Source organism: Polaribacter sargassicola, from assembly GCF_021991835.1.
GTDB classification, from domain to species: Bacteria; Bacteroidota; Bacteroidia; order Flavobacteriales; family Flavobacteriaceae; genus Polaribacter; species Polaribacter sargassicola.
In genome coordinates this window covers 1-18,882 of the sequence record NZ_JAHDAU010000006.1, presented here as the reverse complement: position 1 = coordinate 18,882, position 18,882 = coordinate 1, and the positions used below count along the sequence as shown (strand labels likewise).

General features: G+C 30.6%; 17 protein-coding genes. 7 read left to right on the top strand and 10 right to left on the bottom strand.

The window, feature by feature from the left end; genetic code table 11:
• Positions 1-72: 72 nt before the first annotated feature.
• The 3 genes from KI686_RS10645 to KI686_RS10635 all read right to left on the bottom strand — a co-directional run bounded on the left by KI686_RS10645 (position 73) and on the right by KI686_RS10635 (position 4,042).
• The gene (locus KI686_RS10645; RefSeq protein ID WP_237589272.1) at positions 73-1,767 is read right to left on the bottom strand and encodes an ArnT family glycosyltransferase; all 1,695 of its coding nucleotides are present in this window, start codon (positions 1,765-1,767) and stop codon (positions 73-75) included.
• A 161-nt stretch (positions 1,768-1,928) separates the two neighbouring features.
• A complete protein-coding gene (locus KI686_RS10640) occupies positions 1,929-2,441 on the bottom strand; it encodes an ankyrin repeat domain-containing protein (RefSeq protein ID WP_237589271.1) in 513 nt (170 codons plus the stop codon).
• A gap of 65 nt (positions 2,442-2,506) precedes the next feature.
• Positions 2,507-4,042 carry a catalase gene (locus KI686_RS10635; protein WP_237589270.1) on the bottom strand — a complete coding sequence of 512 codons (1,536 nt, stop codon included), beginning with the start codon at positions 4,040-4,042 and terminating at the stop codon, positions 2,507-2,509.
• A 102-nt stretch (positions 4,043-4,144) separates the two neighbouring features.
• Between KI686_RS10635 and KI686_RS10630 the strand changes: the two genes are divergently transcribed.
• Positions 4,145-5,068 (top strand): hydrogen peroxide-inducible genes activator, encoded by a 924-nt coding sequence (locus KI686_RS10630; RefSeq protein WP_237589269.1) that lies wholly within the window; start codon positions 4,145-4,147, stop codon positions 5,066-5,068.
• On the opposite strand, the gene KI686_RS10625 is transcribed toward KI686_RS10630, so the two are convergent.
• A complete protein-coding gene (locus KI686_RS10625) occupies positions 5,069-5,398 on the bottom strand; it encodes a biotin/lipoyl-containing protein (protein WP_237589268.1) in 330 nt (109 codons plus the stop codon).
• 80 nt (positions 5,399-5,478) lie between these two features.
• Between KI686_RS10625 and priA the strand changes: the two genes are divergently transcribed.
• Entirely contained in the window at positions 5,479-7,923 is a 2,445-nt protein-coding gene (gene priA, locus KI686_RS10620) for a replication restart helicase PriA (protein WP_237589521.1), read from the top strand.
• 29 nt (positions 7,924-7,952) lie between these two features.
• Here the strand turns inward: priA and KI686_RS10615 are convergent, their stop codons facing one another.
• The 4 genes from KI686_RS10615 to hemG all read right to left on the bottom strand — a co-directional run bounded on the left by KI686_RS10615 (position 7,953) and on the right by hemG (position 10,270).
• Positions 7,953-8,927: a permease gene (locus KI686_RS10615; RefSeq protein ID WP_237589267.1), complete on the bottom strand. Its 975-nt coding sequence runs from the start codon at positions 8,925-8,927 to the stop codon at positions 7,953-7,955.
• A 62-nt stretch (positions 8,928-8,989) separates the two neighbouring features.
• Positions 8,990-9,235 carry a thioredoxin family protein gene (locus tag KI686_RS10610; RefSeq protein ID WP_237589266.1) on the bottom strand — a complete coding sequence of 82 codons (246 nt, stop codon included), beginning with the start codon at positions 9,233-9,235 and terminating at the stop codon, positions 8,990-8,992.
• Positions 9,236-9,283: 48 nt separating this feature from the next.
• The gene (locus KI686_RS10605; protein WP_237589265.1) at positions 9,284-9,568 is read right to left on the bottom strand and encodes an ArsR/SmtB family transcription factor; all 285 of its coding nucleotides are present in this window, start codon (positions 9,566-9,568) and stop codon (positions 9,284-9,286) included.
• Between the two features lie 162 nt (positions 9,569-9,730).
• Entirely contained in the window at positions 9,731-10,270 is a 540-nt protein-coding gene (gene hemG / locus KI686_RS10600) for a menaquinone-dependent protoporphyrinogen IX dehydrogenase (protein WP_237589264.1), read from the bottom strand.
• A gap of 232 nt (positions 10,271-10,502) precedes the next feature.
• Between hemG and KI686_RS10595 the strand changes: the two genes are divergently transcribed.
• Complete coding sequence (locus tag KI686_RS10595; RefSeq protein WP_237589263.1) at positions 10,503-12,038, top strand: SDR family NAD(P)-dependent oxidoreductase; 1,536 nt, start codon at positions 10,503-10,505, stop codon at positions 12,036-12,038.
• 75 nt (positions 12,039-12,113) lie between these two features.
• Here KI686_RS10595 and KI686_RS10590 read toward each other — a convergent pair whose 3' ends face one another.
• Positions 12,114-12,857 carry an arylesterase gene (locus KI686_RS10590; RefSeq protein WP_237589262.1) on the bottom strand — a complete coding sequence of 248 codons (744 nt, stop codon included), beginning with the start codon at positions 12,855-12,857 and terminating at the stop codon, positions 12,114-12,116.
• A gap of 23 nt (positions 12,858-12,880) precedes the next feature.
• Between KI686_RS10590 and KI686_RS10585 the strand changes: the two genes are divergently transcribed.
• Together KI686_RS10585 and KI686_RS10580 are read left to right on the top strand one after the other, a co-directional pair.
• Positions 12,881-13,585 (top strand): ABC transporter ATP-binding protein, encoded by a 705-nt coding sequence (locus KI686_RS10585; protein WP_237589261.1) that lies wholly within the window; start codon positions 12,881-12,883, stop codon positions 13,583-13,585.
• A gap of 37 nt (positions 13,586-13,622) precedes the next feature.
• A complete protein-coding gene (locus KI686_RS10580) occupies positions 13,623-16,124 on the top strand; it encodes an ABC transporter permease (protein ID WP_237589520.1) in 2,502 nt (833 codons plus the stop codon).
• 193 nt (positions 16,125-16,317) lie between these two features.
• Here the strand turns inward: KI686_RS10580 and KI686_RS10575 are convergent, their stop codons facing one another.
• Complete coding sequence (locus tag KI686_RS10575) at positions 16,318-17,220, bottom strand: EamA family transporter (protein WP_237589260.1); 903 nt, start codon at positions 17,218-17,220, stop codon at positions 16,318-16,320.
• 201 nt (positions 17,221-17,421) lie between these two features.
• On the opposite strand from KI686_RS10575, the gene KI686_RS10570 reads away from it, so the two are divergent.
• Positions 17,422-18,561, top strand: coding sequence for an MFS transporter (locus KI686_RS10570; protein ID WP_237589259.1), 1,140 nt, complete (start codon positions 17,422-17,424; stop codon positions 18,559-18,561).
• A gap of 118 nt (positions 18,562-18,679) precedes the next feature.
• On the top strand, positions 18,680-18,882 hold a 203-nt coding region (locus KI686_RS10565; protein ID WP_237589258.1), incomplete at its 3' end, for a DEAD/DEAH box helicase.

Sequence of the window (18,882 nt, the reverse complement as noted above, 5' to 3'; positions counted from 1 at the left end):
AAGAGCTCAAACAATTGCTGCAATCAGGGCTAAACTTGTTTGCCAACTTTTGTAACCTCTAAAATATTTAATTTATTCTATATCAATAGAATACGTTAAGCTATTAAATCCGTTTAAATAATTATAATTTTTTCGGTTAATGCTAAAAACACAGTTATATTTTCCTTTTTCTGTAGGTAGTTTTATTTCTAAATGTGTTGGATCTTTTGCTAAAATAGTAAAGGAAGTTTTATAGCTATAGAATTTTTTTGTTTCCGTATGAATTAGGTTTAATTGTAAATAAATTTCCGAATCGTTTGCAATTGTATGCTTTTCTTCTGATGACAAATCAGCATCAACGGTATAATTAACAGTTAAATTTTCTCCACTTTTTTTAATACCGTATAAATCGGATGATTTTACATTAATAGTAGTATAATAGCTCTTAAAATTTTCAATTCTATTTACGTAATAAGTTTTTCCATTTGGGATATCAATTTTTTTAGCGACTTTGTTTAAAGGATGTTTTGCGACCAAAAGCACCGGTTTATTTTGTACTAAATTTTCATAAGTGTCTAAATAATTAAACTGAGTTCTCTTATAAAAAACGTTATTGATGGAAAAACATTTTTCGTTTTCGTAAAACATATATGCAGCAGGTTCTATAAAAGTATTTAAAAATACTAATTGATCTCCGTTGGCTTCTTTTTTTAAAGTAGCTGCCATTACTTTAAGGTTTCTGTCATTAAAATGAGCAATTTTGTTCCATTCAAATAGAAATGCAAATCGCAAAAAAATAACTAAAGTGATGTTGAATATCAACAAACCTAAATAGCTCTTTTTGGGTTTATTTTCGGTAAAATATAAGTAGCATAAAAATAGCATCGGAAACCAAGCGATAACGGTCCAATAAGCATTTATATTTACTCTAAAAGAATTGATTAAAAAGAATATAAAAACACCTATAGTATTGTATTTAAGTGTTTTTTGAAATTGATTTTTGGTTTTATAAAGAATGCTAAAAAGCAAAATAAAAATAGGTCCGGTTAAACCTAATTGTTCTCCAACATAGCTTAAAATATTTTTTAACTTAAAACCAGAAGCTGTTCTTTCAAATAATTGAAATCTTATGGTTTGAAAATCATTTTCGAATAGCCAATATATATGCGGAGTAAAGAGAGCCAAAACCAAAGCAAATATTAGGTAAGCAGATTTTCGTTTAAGTATTTTAAGGTTAGATAATAAGGTGAAAAATACAATTAAAACTCCGTGGTATTTGGTATAAATTAACAACGCAATTACAATAGACAGTGGTATAACTGTTTTCCATTGATCGTTTTTTAAGTATTTAGAGTATAACCAAAAGAATAATGCCTCAAAAAAGAGTAGAGGAGTATCTGGTATTGCATGAAAAGTATACAGATTAATAAATAAACTTCCGCCTAATAATAAAAAAGTAAGTTTGCTATTTAAAATAGCTTTAGTTTCTTGCTCAATTAATTTGCACCATATAAAAATGGTAAATGCACCTAATAAAACATTAATAAACCGTACACCAATTTCTAAAGGAAATATTTGAGTAGAAAATTTTATTAAGATTGCAATAAAAGGTGGATGATCAAAATAACCCCATTGTAAATTATTAGAGTACAACCAATAATAGCTTTCATCATTTAATAATGGAGTAAAATAAGCTTGAATTAAATTTATAAAAAGAAAAATACCTGCAACTAAAAGAGGTGTTTTATTATTAATAAAAAAGTGTTTTTTAGAAGCAATTTTAATCATAAATAATTTAAGATTTCTCTTTATAAAATTACAGTAAAAATAGTTTTTATAATTTGTATTGATGTAATTTAAAAAGATAGAAATCAAATTAAGTCCAAACATTTTATTTTGGACTTAATTAGGGTAAAAAATTTAAAAAAGAACTATTACTAAAAGTTGTTTTATTTTAAAAGCATTGCAATTTCTGTATTACCTTGCATTTCTGCGTGTTTTAAGGCAGTATTTCCTCTGTTATCTTTTAGGTTTTTATCAGCATTATTATCTAATAAATATTTAACAATTTCTAAATGCCCAAAAGTACTGGCATAAATTAAGGCAGTAGCACCGTTGTAGTTTTGTAGGTTTACATTGGCTCCATTTTTAATCAATGTTTTGGCAATATCTGTATAACCTTTAAAGCAAACACCCATTAAAGCTGTATTGCCAGATAAATCTTTGGCATTTACATTACTTTCTTTTTCTAATAAAAAAGCAACAATTTTTGGGTTGTTGTTATAAACGGCTAAAATTAATGGTGTAAAGCCTTTACTGTCTGTTGTATTTATAGCATTGTTATTTAAAGTATAAATTGCTTTTACTTTTTCTAAATCGCCACTTCTAGAAGCTTCAAAAATAGATTGACCAGAAGTAGTTGTTGTAATTATTAATATTAAAATAAATATAATTTGTTTCATAATTTTTTCTTTAAAAAAGAGGAAGTGTAAAAAACACAACCTCTTTTTAGAATTAGGGGATTTTTTTATTTATGACTCATAAAATCTTTAGCAGAAAAACCCAAAGCTGCGGCAACTCTCATTCCGTAATTTCTATCTGCTTTGTAGAAATAACGAATCATTGTCATTTGAATGTTTTTATCCGTAACCTGACCTAAATCTCCACTTAAGTTTTTAATTAAATTATCTTGTTCATCTTTAGAAAGAGATCTGTAAAAATCTCCTGCTTGTGCAAAATCATTTGTTTTAGAAATTTTCTTTTGTGTAATTGTTACGTTTGCAAGTGTAGTTTCAGATTGTTTGTATTGCACATCTTCTGTTAAAGAAGCTTTGCTACTTGGTTGGTAGTTAACATCTGGGTTTTCAAATCTTTTGTTGCCAGCACTGTTCCAACTATCAGAATTATAATTATTTGGTTCTTCTAATGGTTTATTAATTTCTAACTGTAAAAAATTAGGACCTAATCTGTGTCTTTGTGTATCAAAATAAGAGAACAATCTACCTTGTAATAATTTGTCTTCAGAAGGTTCTACACCTGGGATTAATGCACCAGGAGAAAAAGCAATGCTTTCTACTTGTTCAAAATAATTTACTGGATTTTGGTTTAAAGTCATTGTACCAATTTTAATTTTTTCAATTTTATCTGCTGGCCAATCTTTGGTAGCATCTAAAGGCCAAAAATCAAAAGAATGTAAATCTTCTGGAGCAATCATTTGTACGTATAAATCCCATTGTGGGTAATTTTTATCATCTATATCTTTACGTAAACTAACAGTTGCGTGTTGCCAATCTTTACCTTGTTGTACGGCAGCCTCTTCTGTAGTTAAGTTTTTTTCGCCTTGTTTAGACACCCAAGAATATTTTACATAAGTTACTTTACCAGCTTTATTAATCCATTTATAACCATGTACGCTACTTCCATTCATGTATTGGTAACCTTTAGGTATTCCTAAATCTGTATACAATCTTGTAATCATATGTGTTGATTCTGGCACATGAGAAAAGAAATCGAAAAATCGATTAGGATCTTGTTTATTGGTTACAGGAGAAGGTTTTAAAGAATGTACCATGTCTGGAAATTTGATAGCATCTCTAATAAAAAAGATTGGTAAATTGTTACCAACAATATCATAATTACCTTGTTCTGTATAAAATTTTACAGCAAAACCTCTAGGGTCTCTTGCTGTTTCTGGCGAACCTTTACCATGTATTACAGTAGAAAAACGAACTGCTAAATCTGTCTTTTTTCCTGCTTTAGAAAACAACACTGCTTTTGTAAATTCAGACATGTCTTTAGTGGCTTCAAAATAACCAGAAGCACCCGCTCCTCTTGGGTGTACAACTCTTTCCGGAATTCTTTCTCTATCAAAAGCAGCTAATTTTTCTACTAAATGGATGTCTTCTAGTAAAACAGGTCCGTATTCGCCTACTGTTTTAGAATTTTGGTTGTCACCAACGGGTACACCACCATTTGTGGTTATTATTTTTTTATTGCTGTTTGTTTGTGAAAATCCTAAAAAGACAAAGGATAAAGCAATAAGTGTTACTAATTTTGTTTTCATTTTAAATTGATTTTATTTATAATTAAAGTACAAATATCAATCAGCGCTTCTCATTAATCAAATTAATAGTTTATATAATTGTATTGCTAAAATTAATATAGAATGACGCTGCAACAGTTAGAATATGTAATTGCATTAGACACGTATAGGCATTTTGTTACTGCTGCAAAAAAGTGTTTTGTAACCCAACCAACAATTACAATTCAGGTTAAAAAATTAGAAGACGAAATAGGTTTTTCTATTTTTGATAAAAGTAAAACACCTTTTAAACCTACAAATTTAGGACAAGTATTTATTACCAAATCTAAGATGATTTTACGTGAAGTAAATGAGTTAAAAAATATGGTAAATACAGAGTTACATAGTATGGAAGGTAGTTTTAAAATAGGGATTATTCCCACAGTCTCTCCTTATTTAATTCCGTTAATTTCTGGCTCTTTTTCAGAAAAATATCCAGAAACAACACTTATTATAGAAGAAATGCAGACAGAAAATATTGTTGCTGCATTAAAAAAGAAAGAAATAGATATTGGTATTTTAGTAACACCGCTAAATGAATCTTTTATTAGAGAAATTAAGTTGTATAATGAGCCGTTTGTTTTTTATGGACAAAAGAATCTTTTTTCAAGTGATAAAAAAGAAGTATCTGCCAAAGAGATAGAAACTTTAGATAATATTTGGCTGTTAAAAAACGGACATTGTTTTAGAAATCAGGTTTTAAACATATGCTCTCAAACTAAAAAACCTAAAAGCATTCAGTTTGAAAGTGGTTCTATAGAGTCTTTAAAAAAAATGGTAGACAATTATGGGGGTTTTACATTAGTACCAGAAATGGCAATCAATAAAAATGATGTTGGTTCTCATATAAATTTTACAGAACCCAAACCAATTAGAGAAGTAAGTATTGTTGTACATCAATCTTTTGCAAAAGAAAATTTAATAGATGCGTTAAGGTTAGAGGTTTTAGATAAAATACCTAAAGGCTTTGTAAAGAACAATCGGTTTATAAAGATTAATTGGAAATAACTAAAAACGTTCTATTTTACAAATCTCTTCCTTATAATTTAAGAAGCCTTTTTTTGTTGTAATTTCAACGAGTTTACCAGAAATAAAACTTTCAAATTCAATGGTATTGCCTTTACTATCTAGTTCACAAATGATATCTCCCTTTTTTACAGTATTACCTACTTTACAAAACCATTTAGAAACTTTAAATTGTTTATTATTAATGTTAGGCATTTTTATAATTTCTATATTACTAGGGATGTAATCAATTTTTGTAATGGTATTGTTTACTTCTTTATTTGTTAATTTTGATTTGAATATTGCATCAAAAAAATTGGTTAATTTCCCCATTTTATTTAATTGTTTTGTTTAAAATTTCTACTTACAATGTAGTGAATTTTATGTAGTTTTGAAATCAATAAAAAAAATGCATTATTCATTTTATAGACGTCATATTACCCATCCCAATTCAGAAAACTTTTACGTATTCTGTAACTAAAGAAGAAGCGGATTTTTTACAAAAAGGAATGCGAGTTGCAGTTTCTTTTGGTAAATCTAAAATGTATGCTGCTTTGGTTTTAAACATTCATCAAACCAAACCAGCTTTGTATGAAGCTAAAGAAATTCATCAAATTTTAGATGAAATACCTTTGGTTAATCAGCTGCAATTAAAACATTGGCAATGGGTTGCTAACTACTATATGTGTTCTTTGGGTGATGTGTATAGAGCTGCTTTACCTTCTGCTTTTTTGCTAGAAAGCGAAACAATCATCAATAAAAACGAAGATTTTACTGAAGAAAATCTTTTAACGGATGATGAGTTTTTAATTTTTGAAGCTTTACAGCATCAATCGCAATTAACCATTCATCAAGTGGTGGCTATTTTGGGACAGAAAAAAGTAATGCCCATTGTAAATGCTCTAATAAAAAAAGAAGCAATTACCATAAAAGAAGAAATTTACGAACAATACAAACCCAAATTGGTAAAATATGTTCGTTTGCATGACAATTATAATTCTGATGATTCTTTGGGTAATTTGTTAGAAGAATTGTCTAGAGCTAAAAAACAGCGAGAAGCTGTTTTAACTTTTTTTCAATTATCTGCTTCTAAAAAACCAATTAAAGCAAAAGAATTAGAAGAAAAAGCAAAGGTTTCTGCTACTATTTTAAAATCATTGGTAGATAAAAATATTTTCGAATTTTATCATATTCAAACAGATAGAATTCAATTTAAAGGAGACACCAACGATTTAAAAGTACTAAATGAATTTCAAGAAAAAGCACTTTTAGAAATTAAAGAAAACTTTAAAGAAAAAGATGTTGCACTTTTACACGGGGTTACAAGTTCTGGTAAAACAGAGGTTTATACAAAGTTAATACAAGAAGTTTTAGATTCTGGTAAACAAGTACTTTTTCTTTTGCCAGAAATTGCATTAACTACGCAAATTATTACGCGTTTACAGTTTTATTTCGGAAACCAAATTTCGGTATTTCACTCTAAGTATTCTATGAATGAAAGGGTAGAAGTGTGGAACAATGTTTTAGAAAATAAGCCCAAAGCACAAATTGTTTTAGGCGCACGTTCTTCTCTCTTTTTACCTTTTTCAGATTTAGGTTTAATTGTGGTAGATGAAGAACACGAGACATCTTATAAGCAATTTGAACCTTCGCCAAGGTATAATGCCAGAGACGCTGCGGTTGTTTTATCTAAATTGCACAAAGCAAAAATTTTATTAGGTTCTGCAACACCTTCTTTAGAAAGTACTTTTAATGCACAGCAAAAAAAATACGGTTTTGTATCTTTAAATAGACGTCATGGTAATGTACAATTGCCAAAAATAGAATTGATTGATGTAAAAGAAAAGCAACGAAAAAAAGAAATGAAAGGGCATTTTTCGGATCGATTATTAAAATTGATTCAAGAAGCTTTAGATGAAAAAGAACAAGTAATTTTATTTCAAAATAGACGTGGATTTTCTCCGGTTGTAGAGTGTAATACTTGTGGTGTTTCTCCGCAATGTCCTAATTGCGATGTTTCATTAACTTATCATAAATTTAGACACGAGTTGCGTTGCCATTACTGTAACTACCAACGCGCAATGCCTAATAGTTGTGGTGCTTGTGGTAGTAATACCTTAGATAATAAGGGGTTTGGTACAGAGCAAATAGAATTAGAACTCAAAGAATTATTCCCGGATTACAATATTGGAAGAATGGATTTAGATACTACCAAAGGTAAATTTGGGTATCAGAAAATAATTGGTGCTTTTGAAGCCAAAGAAATAGATGTTTTGGTGGGGACACAAATGTTATCGAAAGGATTGGATTTTGAAAACGTGTCTTTAGTAGGAATTTTAAATGCAGATTCTATGCTTAATTTTCCAGATTTTAGAGCGCATGAAAGAGCTTTTGATATGATGGTACAAGTATCTGGCCGAGCAGGAAGAAGTAAAAAACAAGGAAACGTAGCCATACAAACCTACAATCCGTATCATCAAATTTTACAACAAGTATCTACCACCAATTATGCAGAAATGTATAAAGAGCAGTTGCAAGAACGCTGGCAATATAAATATCCACCTTATTATCGTTTGATTAAAATTACTTTAAAGCATAAAGATTATCACAAAGTAGACAGTGGCGTTAATTGGTTAGCAAAAGCACTACAGAATTCTTTTGGCGAATATGTATTAGGACCAACAGAACCGGCTGTTTCTAGAATTAGAAATCAGTATATAAAAAACATAGTGGTTAAAATACCGCCAAAACAGAATTTAGCCAACACCAAAAATCAAATTACTAAAATTAGAAATACGTTTGAGGCTGTAAAAGATTTTAGACCTATCCGATTTATTATTGATGTAGATGCCTATTAGTTGTATTTACTTTTTTTACAATTTTATGTTTACAATAATAAGTTAAATACGTATCCAGAAATAATAATACAGATAGTTACTACTGCAAAAAAGAGAGTAATTAGTTTTAAAGACATTACTTTTTTAAGCAAAGTAGCTTCCGGAATGGATAAACCAACTGTTGCCATCATAAAAGCAATAGCAGTACCAAGCGGCACACCTTTGGCTACAAATACTTGAATAACAGGTACAATTCCTGCAGCATTAGCATACATAGGCACAGCAAGAATTACAGCAAGCGGAACAGTCCACCATTGGCCGCCTCCTAAATATTGATTGAAAAAGTTTTCTGGTACATAACCGTGCATAATTGCACCAATAGCAATTCCAATAATTACATACAGCAACACTCCTTTTACAATGTCTGTAGCGGCACGAGTAATTTCTGGTAAACGTTGGTAAAATGTTTGTTGTTCTTTTTGGTAAGAAGTTTGTTGCATTTTAAGTTTAAGAATTTCTTTTACCCAATCAGAAAGTAAAGGTTCTAAGTTCATTTTACCCAATAACCAACCACCAATTGTACCTAATAAAATACCCGAAAAGGCATAAATTAATGTGGCTTTTAGGCCAAACATTCCAAGAAACATAGCAATAGCAACTTCATTTACTAATGGTGATGTAATTAAAAAAGAGAAAGTTACGCCTAACGGAATTCCGCCTTGCACAAAACCAATAAATAAAGGTACAGAAGAGCAAGAACAAAAAGGAGTGATTGCACCAAAAATGGCAGAAAAAACATATTCTAAACCATAAAGTTTTTTCTTGTTTAAGTAATTTTTAAGCTGCTCTATCGGGAAATATGTATTTACAATTCCCATTATAAAAACGATTACAAATAACAATATCATTATTTTAATGGTATCGTATACAAAGAAATTTAATGCAGTACCTAATTTGGTTCCTGCATCAATGTTAAAAACAGTAAAAATTAACCAATCCGCAAAGTGTTGTAACCAATCAAACATTTTTTTAAAATTTATAGTTATTTCTAAGAATTACTATGTTTCTGTAAGAAATTGATGTTGTTTTATTCGTTATTAGATAAAAAAGTAAAAACTTCATCTTGAGAAGGAACTCTCCCTTTAATGCAGATTGTATCATCTACTAAAAGAGCAGGTGTTGTCATTACATTATATTTCATAATTTCTATAATATCTTCTACTTTTTCTACGGTTGCATCTATGTTGTGTTTAGAAATTACATCTGTAACAACTTGTGTCATTGCTTTGCATTTAGGGCAACCTGTGCCTAAAACTTTAATTACTTTACTCATTGTATTTGTTTTTATCGATCATTAAAAAGATCGGATTCATAATAAATTCTATTTAAAAAAATCTTCAAATAAGGTTTTAGCCTGTTTCCAATTTTTTTGATCTATGCAATACTTAATTTTAGGCGGTTTTACTTCTCCTTTAATTAAACCTGCATTTTTTAATTCTTTTAAATGTTGAGAAACAGTTGACTGTGAAATCGGCAATACATCTACCAAATCTCCTGTAAAACAATGAGATTGGTTGTCGAGATATTTTAGAATACGAATGCGAGTAGGATGTCCTAAAGCTTTGGCTACTTTTGCTAAACGCTCTGTGTCTTTATCTAATGTCATGATATTTAAATTTCTTTAGCTGTTTCTTATCGTAAAATTACGATAGCTATTTCAGCTAAAATCTGACTTATATCATGTTTGTTATTTTTTAGTAAAAAAATAAATGCACCCTTTAATTCATCAAGAAATGTTGAGGAAATTTAATGTGGTTGATAATGGTTTTTAGGTGGTTTTATAAGTTTTACAGATTTTTAAACCAAAACGATTTACTTTATCCCAATTTGTATAAACAATAGGTTTTTTAGATTTTGTAGGACCATTTGTTAATTTCATAATTAGTTGAATCATAATTCGATCCATCCAAGAGTAAGATTGATAATCTAATTTACCGGCAAAAACTTCTAAAAAATCAGGAGTCCAATTTGTTTTCTTTAAAAACTTGCAGAGGTAAGGATTTGTATTTGGTGAATTTTTAGAGGCTTTTCTGGCAACAAGATTTACAGAAAAAAAAGCCGTTTTAATATGGCTAAGTTGTTTTTTGTTGTGGTTTATAAACTCTAAAACACGGTTGTTATGTTTGCCATATCTTATGCTTGCACCTATTATTAACATTTGAAATTGAGCAAGATCATCATTAAAATTTTCAATAGAACAGAGTTTTGTTTTAATGTGTTCTTCTTTCAATTTTTTATTTAATTTTTCTGAAATTTCTTTTGTTTGCCCATCTACAGAAGCATAAATAATTCCAATTTTTTGTTTCATAATACTATTTTTTATCAAAAAACTGTTTTCTCAATTTTAAATATGTTTGTTGATGTAATTTAGAATTGAAATGATCTTTATTTTACCTATAAAGATAAATGTAATTTTATTGGTTTTGTATTGATTAGTTCGATTATTTTTAACTTAAAATTGTTAAAAAAGAACTAGTTTCGCATTATCATAAAACGCTTGTTTTAAATAAGCTTTTAATAAATATACAAGTTGTTTTGCCATGTGTGATAAAAAACAGAATCTAGAAGTTGAAAACTGTATTCAAACACTTCAAAAGTTGTTAGCGGATACCAACCAATTATTTGAGTTGCCAGAAGCGCAAAGAGTCGCACTTTTTAAAGTTGCAGGAGAATTATCTCGCCCAAATCGTGATGAATTTCAGCGCAGACGTAAAGATGCTAAAAAAGCGGCAAAACGTAAAATGATTGAAAGTGATAAACACGCAAGAAAATCTACCGGAATTCGTTCTGCAAGAGAAGCTGCTTTATTTGTGGCTCCTAAATTATTAGGTGCAGCAGCCATACCAGAAGATACGCCAGAATTAGAATCGCCAAGAAATTGTTACGTATGTAAAACGGTTTTTACCAAACTGCATCATTTTTATGATACCATGTGTAAAGAATGTGGCGATTTAAATTATGCAAAACGTTTTCAAACGGCAGATTTAAAAGGTCAAGTTGCTGTAATTACTGGTTCTCGTCTTAAAATAGGATATCATATTACCTTAATGTTGTTGCGTTCTGGTGCAACCGTGGTGGCAACTACACGTTTCCCAGCAGATTCTGCTATCCGATTTGCAAAAGAAGAAGATTATAAAGATTGGTCTGATCGATTACATATTCATGGATTGGATTTAAGACACATACCAAGTGTAGAAATTTTCTGTAATTATATAGAACAGAAATACGATCGATTAGATATTTTAATCAATAATGCTGCACAAACGGTAAGGCGTCCGTCTGGTTTCTATTTTCATTTAATGGAAAATGAAAAGAAGCCGATTGATCAATTACCAAAATTAGCGCAGATTTTATTAAAAGATCACGAAAGTTGTTTAGAAGAATTGTCTAGCTTAAGTGTTGGTCCTTCTAAAACAGATAAAAATAACGTATTGCCAGTTACTTGGCACGGACCAGAACCAGGAATTGGCTTGCGTAATTCGGCTGAATTGTCTCAAATTCCGTATAGTTTTGACAATTCGTTACAAACGTCAGAAGTTTTTCCAGAAGGACAATTAGATGCAGATTTACAACAAGTAGATTTAAGAAAAACCAATAGTTGGCGTTTAAAATTAGGACAAATAGAAACTACAGAAATGGTAGAAGTACAGTTGGTTAATGCGGTTGCTCCGTTTGTACTGTGTAATCGTTTGTCTAATTTAATGATGAAAGAAAATACGGGTATAAAGCACATTATCAACGTAACAGCGATGGAAGGGAAATTCCATCGATTTAAAAAAGTAGATAGGCATCCGCACACCAATATGGCAAAAGCGGCTTTAAATATGTTAACACATACATCGGCTTCTACGTTTGCTAAATCTGGTATTTATATGAATGCCGTTGATACTGGTTGGGTTACCGATGAAGATCCTGCTGAGCTATCTAAAAAGAAAGCAGAAACACACGATTTTCAACCACCTTTAGATATTGTTGATGGTGCAGCCAGGGTTATGGATCCGTTAATAGACGGAATTAACACAGGGAAACATTGGTCTGGTAAATTCTTAAAAGATTATTTTCCTATTGATTGGTAGGTAAAAGCTTTATCGGATTTCTGATTGGTAAGGGATTAATTTGCTTTTGTATTTTAGCTGTTTTTTTTTTAGAAGTTACAAAATCATCGGTTTTAAAACGTCCCACACATTTTTTGCCAATATTTGATGTCCTTCTGCAGTAGGATGAATGCCATCCCCTTGATTTAAAGAAGGAATACCACCTACATTTTCTAGTAAAAACGGAATTAATAGTAATTGGTTCTTTTTTGCCAATTCCGGAAAAATGGTTTTAAATTCCGTAGTATAATCAATCCCCATATTAGGTGGCAATTGCATACCGGTTAATACAATTTTTGTTGCCGGGTTTTGTACCAAAACCGCATCAATAATGGCTTGTAAGTTTTCTCTAGTTTCTTGTAAAGGCACACCTCTTAAACCATCATTTGCTCCTAATTCTAAAATAAAAATATCAGCTTTCTGGTTTTTTATCACCCAATCAATTCTGCTTTTACCGCCAGCAGTAGTTTCTCCACTCACACCAGAATTTATCACAGTATAATCTAAGGAAAGTGAATCTATTTTTTGTTGAATTAATCCCGGATATGCATCATTTACATCCTTTAAACCATAACCAGCTGTTAAACTATCACCAAAAAATAAAATAGTTTTTGTAGTACTATTTTCAGATGTTTTAGTTGGTTCTTCTACATTTGTTTTGGTTGTGTCTTTTTTCTTAGTTGTATCTCCATTTCCACAAGAAAACAAAACAAATAAAAAGAGATAGCTAAACTTTAAGAAAACTTTTAAGTAGCTTCCTTTAGCATTTAAAAGCAATTGTTTATTTTTCAGTTTTATCATTCTTCGTAAAATATAAAGGTTAAATGGATACAGTAACAAAGATATTAAAGATTAACGAACTAGAGAAAACATATACAAGTGGTTCTAAAAAACTAACTGTACTATCTAGCATTTCATTTGAGGTAGAAAAAGGAAGTATCTTTTCTATTGTTGGGCCTTCTGGGAGCGGTAAAACAACTTTATTAGGTTTGTGTGCAGGTTTAGATTATCCAACTTCGGGTAATATAGAGTTATGTGGTAGCAATTTACAAGATTTAAATGAAGATGAATTGGCACAATTACGCAATAAGGAAGTCGGGTTTATCTTTCAGAATTTTCAATTATTACCAACACTTACTGCTTTAGAAAATGTAATTGTACCTTTAGAATTACAAGGAGCAAAGAATGCGACTAAAATAGGAAAAGAGCTATTAGAAAAAGTAGGGTTAGAGGCTCGTTTTGATCATTATCCATCGCAATTATCTGGTGGAGAGCAACAACGTGTGGCATTGGCAAGGGCTTTTTCTAACAAACCCTCTGTGTTATTTGCAGATGAACCAACTGGAAATTTAGACGAAGAAACTGGCGAAAAAGTCATTCAATTATTGTTCGATTTAAACAAAGAAGCTGGTACAACTTTAATCATTATTACACACGATTTAGAATTGGCCAACAGAACCCAGCAAATTCTTAAATTAAAAGGTGGTAAAATTATTTCAAACGAAAAAACAAGCGCAATACATGCCTAATTCTACTTTAAAAACTCCGGTAAAATGGCTTTTTAAAATGGCTTGGAGAGATGGTAAAGCAAGTATTTCTAGATTGCTGTTATTTATGGCATCTATCATTTTAGGAATTGCTGCTGTGGTTTCCATTCAGTTATTTAGTCAAAATTTAAAAGACAATATTAAAAGCCAATCTAAAGCTTTAATGGGTGCCGATTTTATCATCGACAGTAAAAAGTTGCCTTCTAAAAAAGTGATGGATATTATCGATTCTTTAAATGTTGGTGCTTCTGAAGTGAATTTTGTGTCGATGGCGGCTTTTCCAAAAAACGAAGGAACCAAATTAGTAAAAGTACGTGCTATAGAAGGAAATTTTCCTTTTTACGGAACTTTAGAAACAGACCCAACAACGGCAGGACAAGAGTATCAGCAATTAGGTGGCGCATTGGTAGATGCTACTTTGTTGTTACAATTCAATTTAAAAACGGGCGATTCTATCAAATTAGGTAAAACCACTTTTCCGATTGTTGGGGTTTTAAAATCGATTCCGGGTAGTACGGCTATTTCTACCTCTGTAGCACCTACAGTTTTAATTCCGTATCGATTTATAGAAGAAACAGAATTGTTGCAATTGGGGAGTAGAAAAGAGTATCAATACTTTTTTGTAGCGCCACCAGAAATGGATTTAGATTTATTAGATAAAGAATTAGACCCAATTTTAGATAAAGAAAATGCTGATATAGATACACACACAAGTACAAGTGCTCGTTTGGGTAGAAGGTATGATAATGTAGGTCGTTTTTTAAATTTAGCTGCATTTATTGCCTTGCTTTTAGGATGTGTTGGTATTGCCAGTTCTGTGCATATTTACATCAAAGAAAAATTAAAAAACGTAGCTGTTTTAAAATGTTTAGGTGCTTCTAGAAAGCAAACCTTCATCATTTATTTGCTACAAATAATAGGTGTTGGTTTGGTAGGTGGTCTTATTGGTGTTAGTATCGGTATTGGTTTGCAATATGCTTTTCCGTATATATTAAAAGAGTTTTTACCATTTGATGTACAAATTGCCATTACCATACAACCTTTAATAATGGGAATTACTTTAGGGGTTTTAATGTCGGTTTTATTTGCTTTATTGCCTTTGTTGGGCACTTGGTATGTGTCTCCGTTAGAAGTGTTAAGAGGTACAGACGATTATTTACAGAAACCTAAAAAAGCACGTTTATTTACTTTTGCTACTATTTTAGTGTTTGTGTTTTTATTTTCTTTTTGGTTGTTAAAAGACGCTGTAAATGGTTTGGTGTTTACAGGTGGTATTTTGGTGGCTTTTGGCATCTTAGCAGGTATTGCTACTTTGTTTATGAAACTAATAAAAACGTATTTTCCTAAAAAATGGGGATTTACCCAAAGACAGAGTCTGTTAAATTTATACAGACCTAACAACCAAACTATGGTGTTAATTGTGGCCATTGGTTTGGGTACTTTTTTAATTAGTACGCTGTATTTTACAAAAGATATTTTATTGGCAAAGACATCTATTGATAGCAATAAAAATGATGCCAATATCATTTTAATGGATGTACAAAACAATCAAAAAGAAGACGTGGTAAATACCATTACAACTAAAGATTTAGAAATTATAGATAACATACCAATTGTTACCATGCGCATGCATCAAATTAAAGATCAGTTGGTTAATGATATGCGTAAAGACACCGTTTCTAAAACTAGAGGAAAAAGATGGATTTTAAATCATGAATTTAGAACTACTTATAGAAGTACATTGTTAGACTCAGAAGAATTGTTAGAGGGAGATTGGGTAGAAAAAGTAACTGCCAATCAACCTGTATTAATTTCAATATCAGATAATATAGCAAGAGATGCCAATTTAAAAGTAGGAGACGAAATTGTTTTTAATATACAAGGGGTTTTAATGAAAACTGCCATTGGTAGCGTTCGTAAAGTAAATTGGGGGAATATTCAATTGAATTTTTCGGTTGTTTTTCCGGAGGGTGTTTTAGAAAATGCACCGCAATTTAACGTAATTACTACCTATGTACCAGACGCAGAAAGTTCGGCAGATTTACAAAGAGATTTGGTAAAACATTATCCTAATATCACTATTTTAGACATTCGTCAGATTTTTACCATTGTAGAAGATATCTTAGATAAAATTTCTTGGATTATCAATTTTATGGCATTTTTTAGCATTTTAACCGGAATTATAGTGTTGATTGGTTCTGTAAGAAATAGTAAATATCAACGAATAAAAGAAAGCGTTTTGTTAAGAACTTTAGGAGCCAAAAGCAAACAAATAGTACAAATAACAGCGTTAGAATATGTGTATTTAGGCTTGTTGGGTAGTTTAATCGGAATTTTATTATCACTCATAAGCAGTCAATTGTTAGCAACGTTGCTATTTAAAGAACCCTTTATGCCGTCTGCAATTCCGTTTTTGGTGTTTTTACCTGGGATTACATTATTGGTGTTATTGATTGGGTTGAGCAATATTAGAACCGTTTTAAAGAGTCCGCCTTTAGAAGTTTTAAGAAAAGAAGTGTAATTAAAAGAATTTTAATATGTTGCGTGTTTTAAGGTGAAAATATAAATCAATGTCAGTTCGAGTGATTTTGAGGAACGAAAAATTGTATCGAGAACTAATTTAAAAGATAAAATTCTTATTCTCGATATAAATTTTACTCCTTTCTATCGTAAAATTCACTCGAATTGACAGAATTTATCAAAATATACAAACCTTATTTAGTATATAAAATCAAGAAAACACCAATTAAAATTCCAGCTAAAGGAATCAGTTTTTTACGCTTGTTTTGTTCTTTAAAAATAAGTCCGCCAATAACCACAGCAATAATAATTTGACTACGTTTTATGGCAGAAAGTAACATAATTAAAGCCTCTGGATCTTGCAATGCTCTAAAGTAAAAGTAATCGGCAATTTGTAATAAAATACCTACTAAAGGTATGGACCATCGCCATTTAAAAGCTTTGCGTTTTTCGGCTTTAGGAAACCAAGTAATGCTTAAAATCACCAATAAAATTAAAACCGTATAAAAGCAAAACCAAAATTGCAACGTTTGCGGATTTAAAGTTAAGCTTTGTATCAAAAACTTATCATACAAACCACTAGAAGCTCCTAAAAAAGTTGCCCCAATAATAGCGAAAATCCATTTATTTCTTTTAAAATTGATGCCTTCTTTTTTACCGATTCTAGAATACAACATCACCGAAAAAATAATCAGAAAAAAACCAATCCATTGCCAAAAATTTGGCTTTTCTTGATAAATAAAAATGGCTCCTAAAAAAGTAAAAAACGGACCCGCAGAACGGATAGGCGTTACAATGGTAATAGGCAAATGCTTTAAAGCTTGATAAGCCAATACCCAAGAAGACGCCATAATAGCCGATTTTATAAAGATGAATCCATGAGTTTGCCAAGCAATATTTTCTACAAATAATTGCATTTCTTTCATGGCATCTGGTTGCCAAAGAGAACCTACATATAAAGGTAATAATACTAAAAAACCAGCAGAAATAGTACCTAATAATACCGGAAAAACCTCATTGCCTTGTACGGCGTGTTTTTTACATAAATTGTGCAAGCCTAAAAATAAGGCTGCTAAAAGTCCTAAATACATCCACATAACGGGCGCGAAGATATTTTAATTTTTTGAAATCAGACTTTTAAATTTAATTATTAAAATGTAAATAAATAAGTTGTTGTTTTTTAAAAGGATAGTGTTTTTGCAGAACGCTTAAAAAGCATTTTTATATTGATATATTTAGTGTTAAAAAGCGTTTACGTATGTAAAAAAAATTACTTTTGCTACCTTAAAAATGCAACAATGCAAGAAAGAAGTTTACAGCGTATTTCCTTATCAGTTTATTTTTTATTGTCGGGTATTTGTTTTTCTTCATGGGCTTCTAGAATACCAACCATTAAAGATAAGTTTTTATTAAACGAACAAGAATTGGGTAGTTTGTTAATGGTTATGCCTGTAAGTGCTATTATTGGTATTCCGCTTTCTGGCTGGTTAGTCTCTAAATACGATAGTAGAATTCCCCAGCAATTTGCATACATTGGATATTTTATCTCTTTATTTTTGATAGGTTTTTCTAGTCATTTGTATTTGTTGATTTTCTCACTTTTTTTGTTCGCTCTTTGTTTAAGAATTATCAACATCACCATAAATACGCAATCTATTTCTGTACAAGAAAAGTTTGAAAAACGCATAGTAGGCTCTTTTCATGGTTTGTGGAGCATTGGTGGAGTTATAGGAGTTTTAATTACTACTTTAATGTTACAATTAAAAATCTCTGTTCAAATTCATTTTTTAATAGTAGCACTGTTGTCTTTAGTAAGTGTTTTTATAGCTTATCCATATTTAATTAAAAATGATAAATCTACCAACAACACCAAATTTAAACTAGGCAAGCCCAATCGGTTTATTATGTTACTGGGGTTAATGTTGTTTTTTGCTTCTATTTGCGAAGGTGGTATTTATGATTGGAATGGTGTTTACTTTAAAGACGTGGTAAAAGTAGAAGTATTTACTTACGGATATTTATTGTTTATGATTTGCATGTCTGCCTCTCGATTTATTATAGACAAGCTAATGGAGCGTTTTGGTATTAAAAAGCTATATTATTTTAGCGCTGTTTTAATTATGTCTGGTATGTCTGTAGTGGTTTTATTTCCTGTCTTTTGGATTGCATTAATTGGGTTTTGTTTGACAGGTTTTGGGGTAGCAAGTCTGTTTCCGATGACTTTTATCATGGCAGGGAAAGCAAAAAAATATGCAACAGGTATTGTTATTGCTATTGTAGGTACTTATGCTACTGTGGGTATGTTCTTAGGTCCGCCTTTAATTGGGTATTTGGCAGAATATTTTGGATTGCAAAGGGCTTTTATTGTACTTATTATAGGTGGTTTTATGTACATCCCTTTAACTAGGGCTGTATTTAAGCATTTAAAAGAAAGATAACTTTCTTTTGATACAAAATATTTATATGATTGGTTGATTCTATAAACACCTAATTAATATATGTCAATTGGTAGTACAAGCAATAAAAGTGTAACTATCTTTGCAAAAATATTTTTTTATGTCAAAACGTTTTTCCGATTTAGGAATAGAGGCTAGTATAACAGAAAGATTAGCTGCATTACAAATTACAGTATCTACAGATATTCAAAAAAAATCGATTCCTGTTGTATTGCAACAAAAAGAAGATTTGGTTGCTTTAGCAAAAACAGGAACCGGAAAAACGGCTGCTTTCGGCTTGCCTTTATTGCAGTTGATAGATGT

Bases quoted from the DNA above. Each gene is read 5' to 3' on its own strand.
- hemG (WP_237589264.1), bottom strand. From the start codon at position 10,270: ATGAAACAAAAAATTGGAATTATTTATGCTTCTGTAGATGGGCAAACA.
- KI686_RS10590 (WP_237589262.1), bottom strand. From the start codon at position 12,857: ATGATAAAACTGAAAAATAAACAATTGCTTTTAAATGCTAAAGGAAGC.
- KI686_RS10610 (WP_237589266.1), bottom strand. From the start codon at position 9,235: ATGAGTAAAGTAATTAAAGTTTTAGGCACAGGTTGCCCTAAATGCAAA.
- KI686_RS10605 (WP_237589265.1), bottom strand. From the start codon at position 9,568: ATGACATTAGATAAAGACACAGAGCGTTTAGCAAAAGTAGCCAAAGCT.
- KI686_RS10630 (WP_237589269.1), top strand. From the start codon at position 4,145: ATGACGCTGCAACAGTTAGAATATGTAATTGCATTAGACACGTATAGG.
- KI686_RS10580 (WP_237589520.1), top strand. From the start codon at position 13,623: ATGGCTTGGAGAGATGGTAAAGCAAGTATTTCTAGATTGCTGTTATTT.
- KI686_RS10595 (WP_237589263.1), top strand. From the start codon at position 10,503: ATGTGTGATAAAAAACAGAATCTAGAAGTTGAAAACTGTATTCAAACA.
- KI686_RS10615 (WP_237589267.1), bottom strand. From the start codon at position 8,927: ATGTTTGATTGGTTACAACACTTTGCGGATTGGTTAATTTTTACTGTT.
- KI686_RS10585 (WP_237589261.1), top strand. From the start codon at position 12,881: ATGGATACAGTAACAAAGATATTAAAGATTAACGAACTAGAGAAAACA.
- KI686_RS10635 (WP_237589270.1), bottom strand. From the start codon at position 4,042: ATGAAAACAAAATTAGTAACACTTATTGCTTTATCCTTTGTCTTTTTA.
- KI686_RS10575 (WP_237589260.1), bottom strand. From the start codon at position 17,220: ATGTGGATGTATTTAGGACTTTTAGCAGCCTTATTTTTAGGCTTGCAC.
- KI686_RS10625 (WP_237589268.1), bottom strand. From the start codon at position 5,398: ATGGGGAAATTAACCAATTTTTTTGATGCAATATTCAAATCAAAATTA.
- KI686_RS10645 (WP_237589272.1), bottom strand. From the start codon at position 1,767: ATGATTAAAATTGCTTCTAAAAAACACTTTTTTATTAATAATAAAACA.
- KI686_RS10640 (WP_237589271.1), bottom strand. From the start codon at position 2,441: ATGAAACAAATTATATTTATTTTAATATTAATAATTACAACAACTACT.
- KI686_RS10570 (WP_237589259.1), top strand. From the start codon at position 17,422: ATGCAAGAAAGAAGTTTACAGCGTATTTCCTTATCAGTTTATTTTTTA.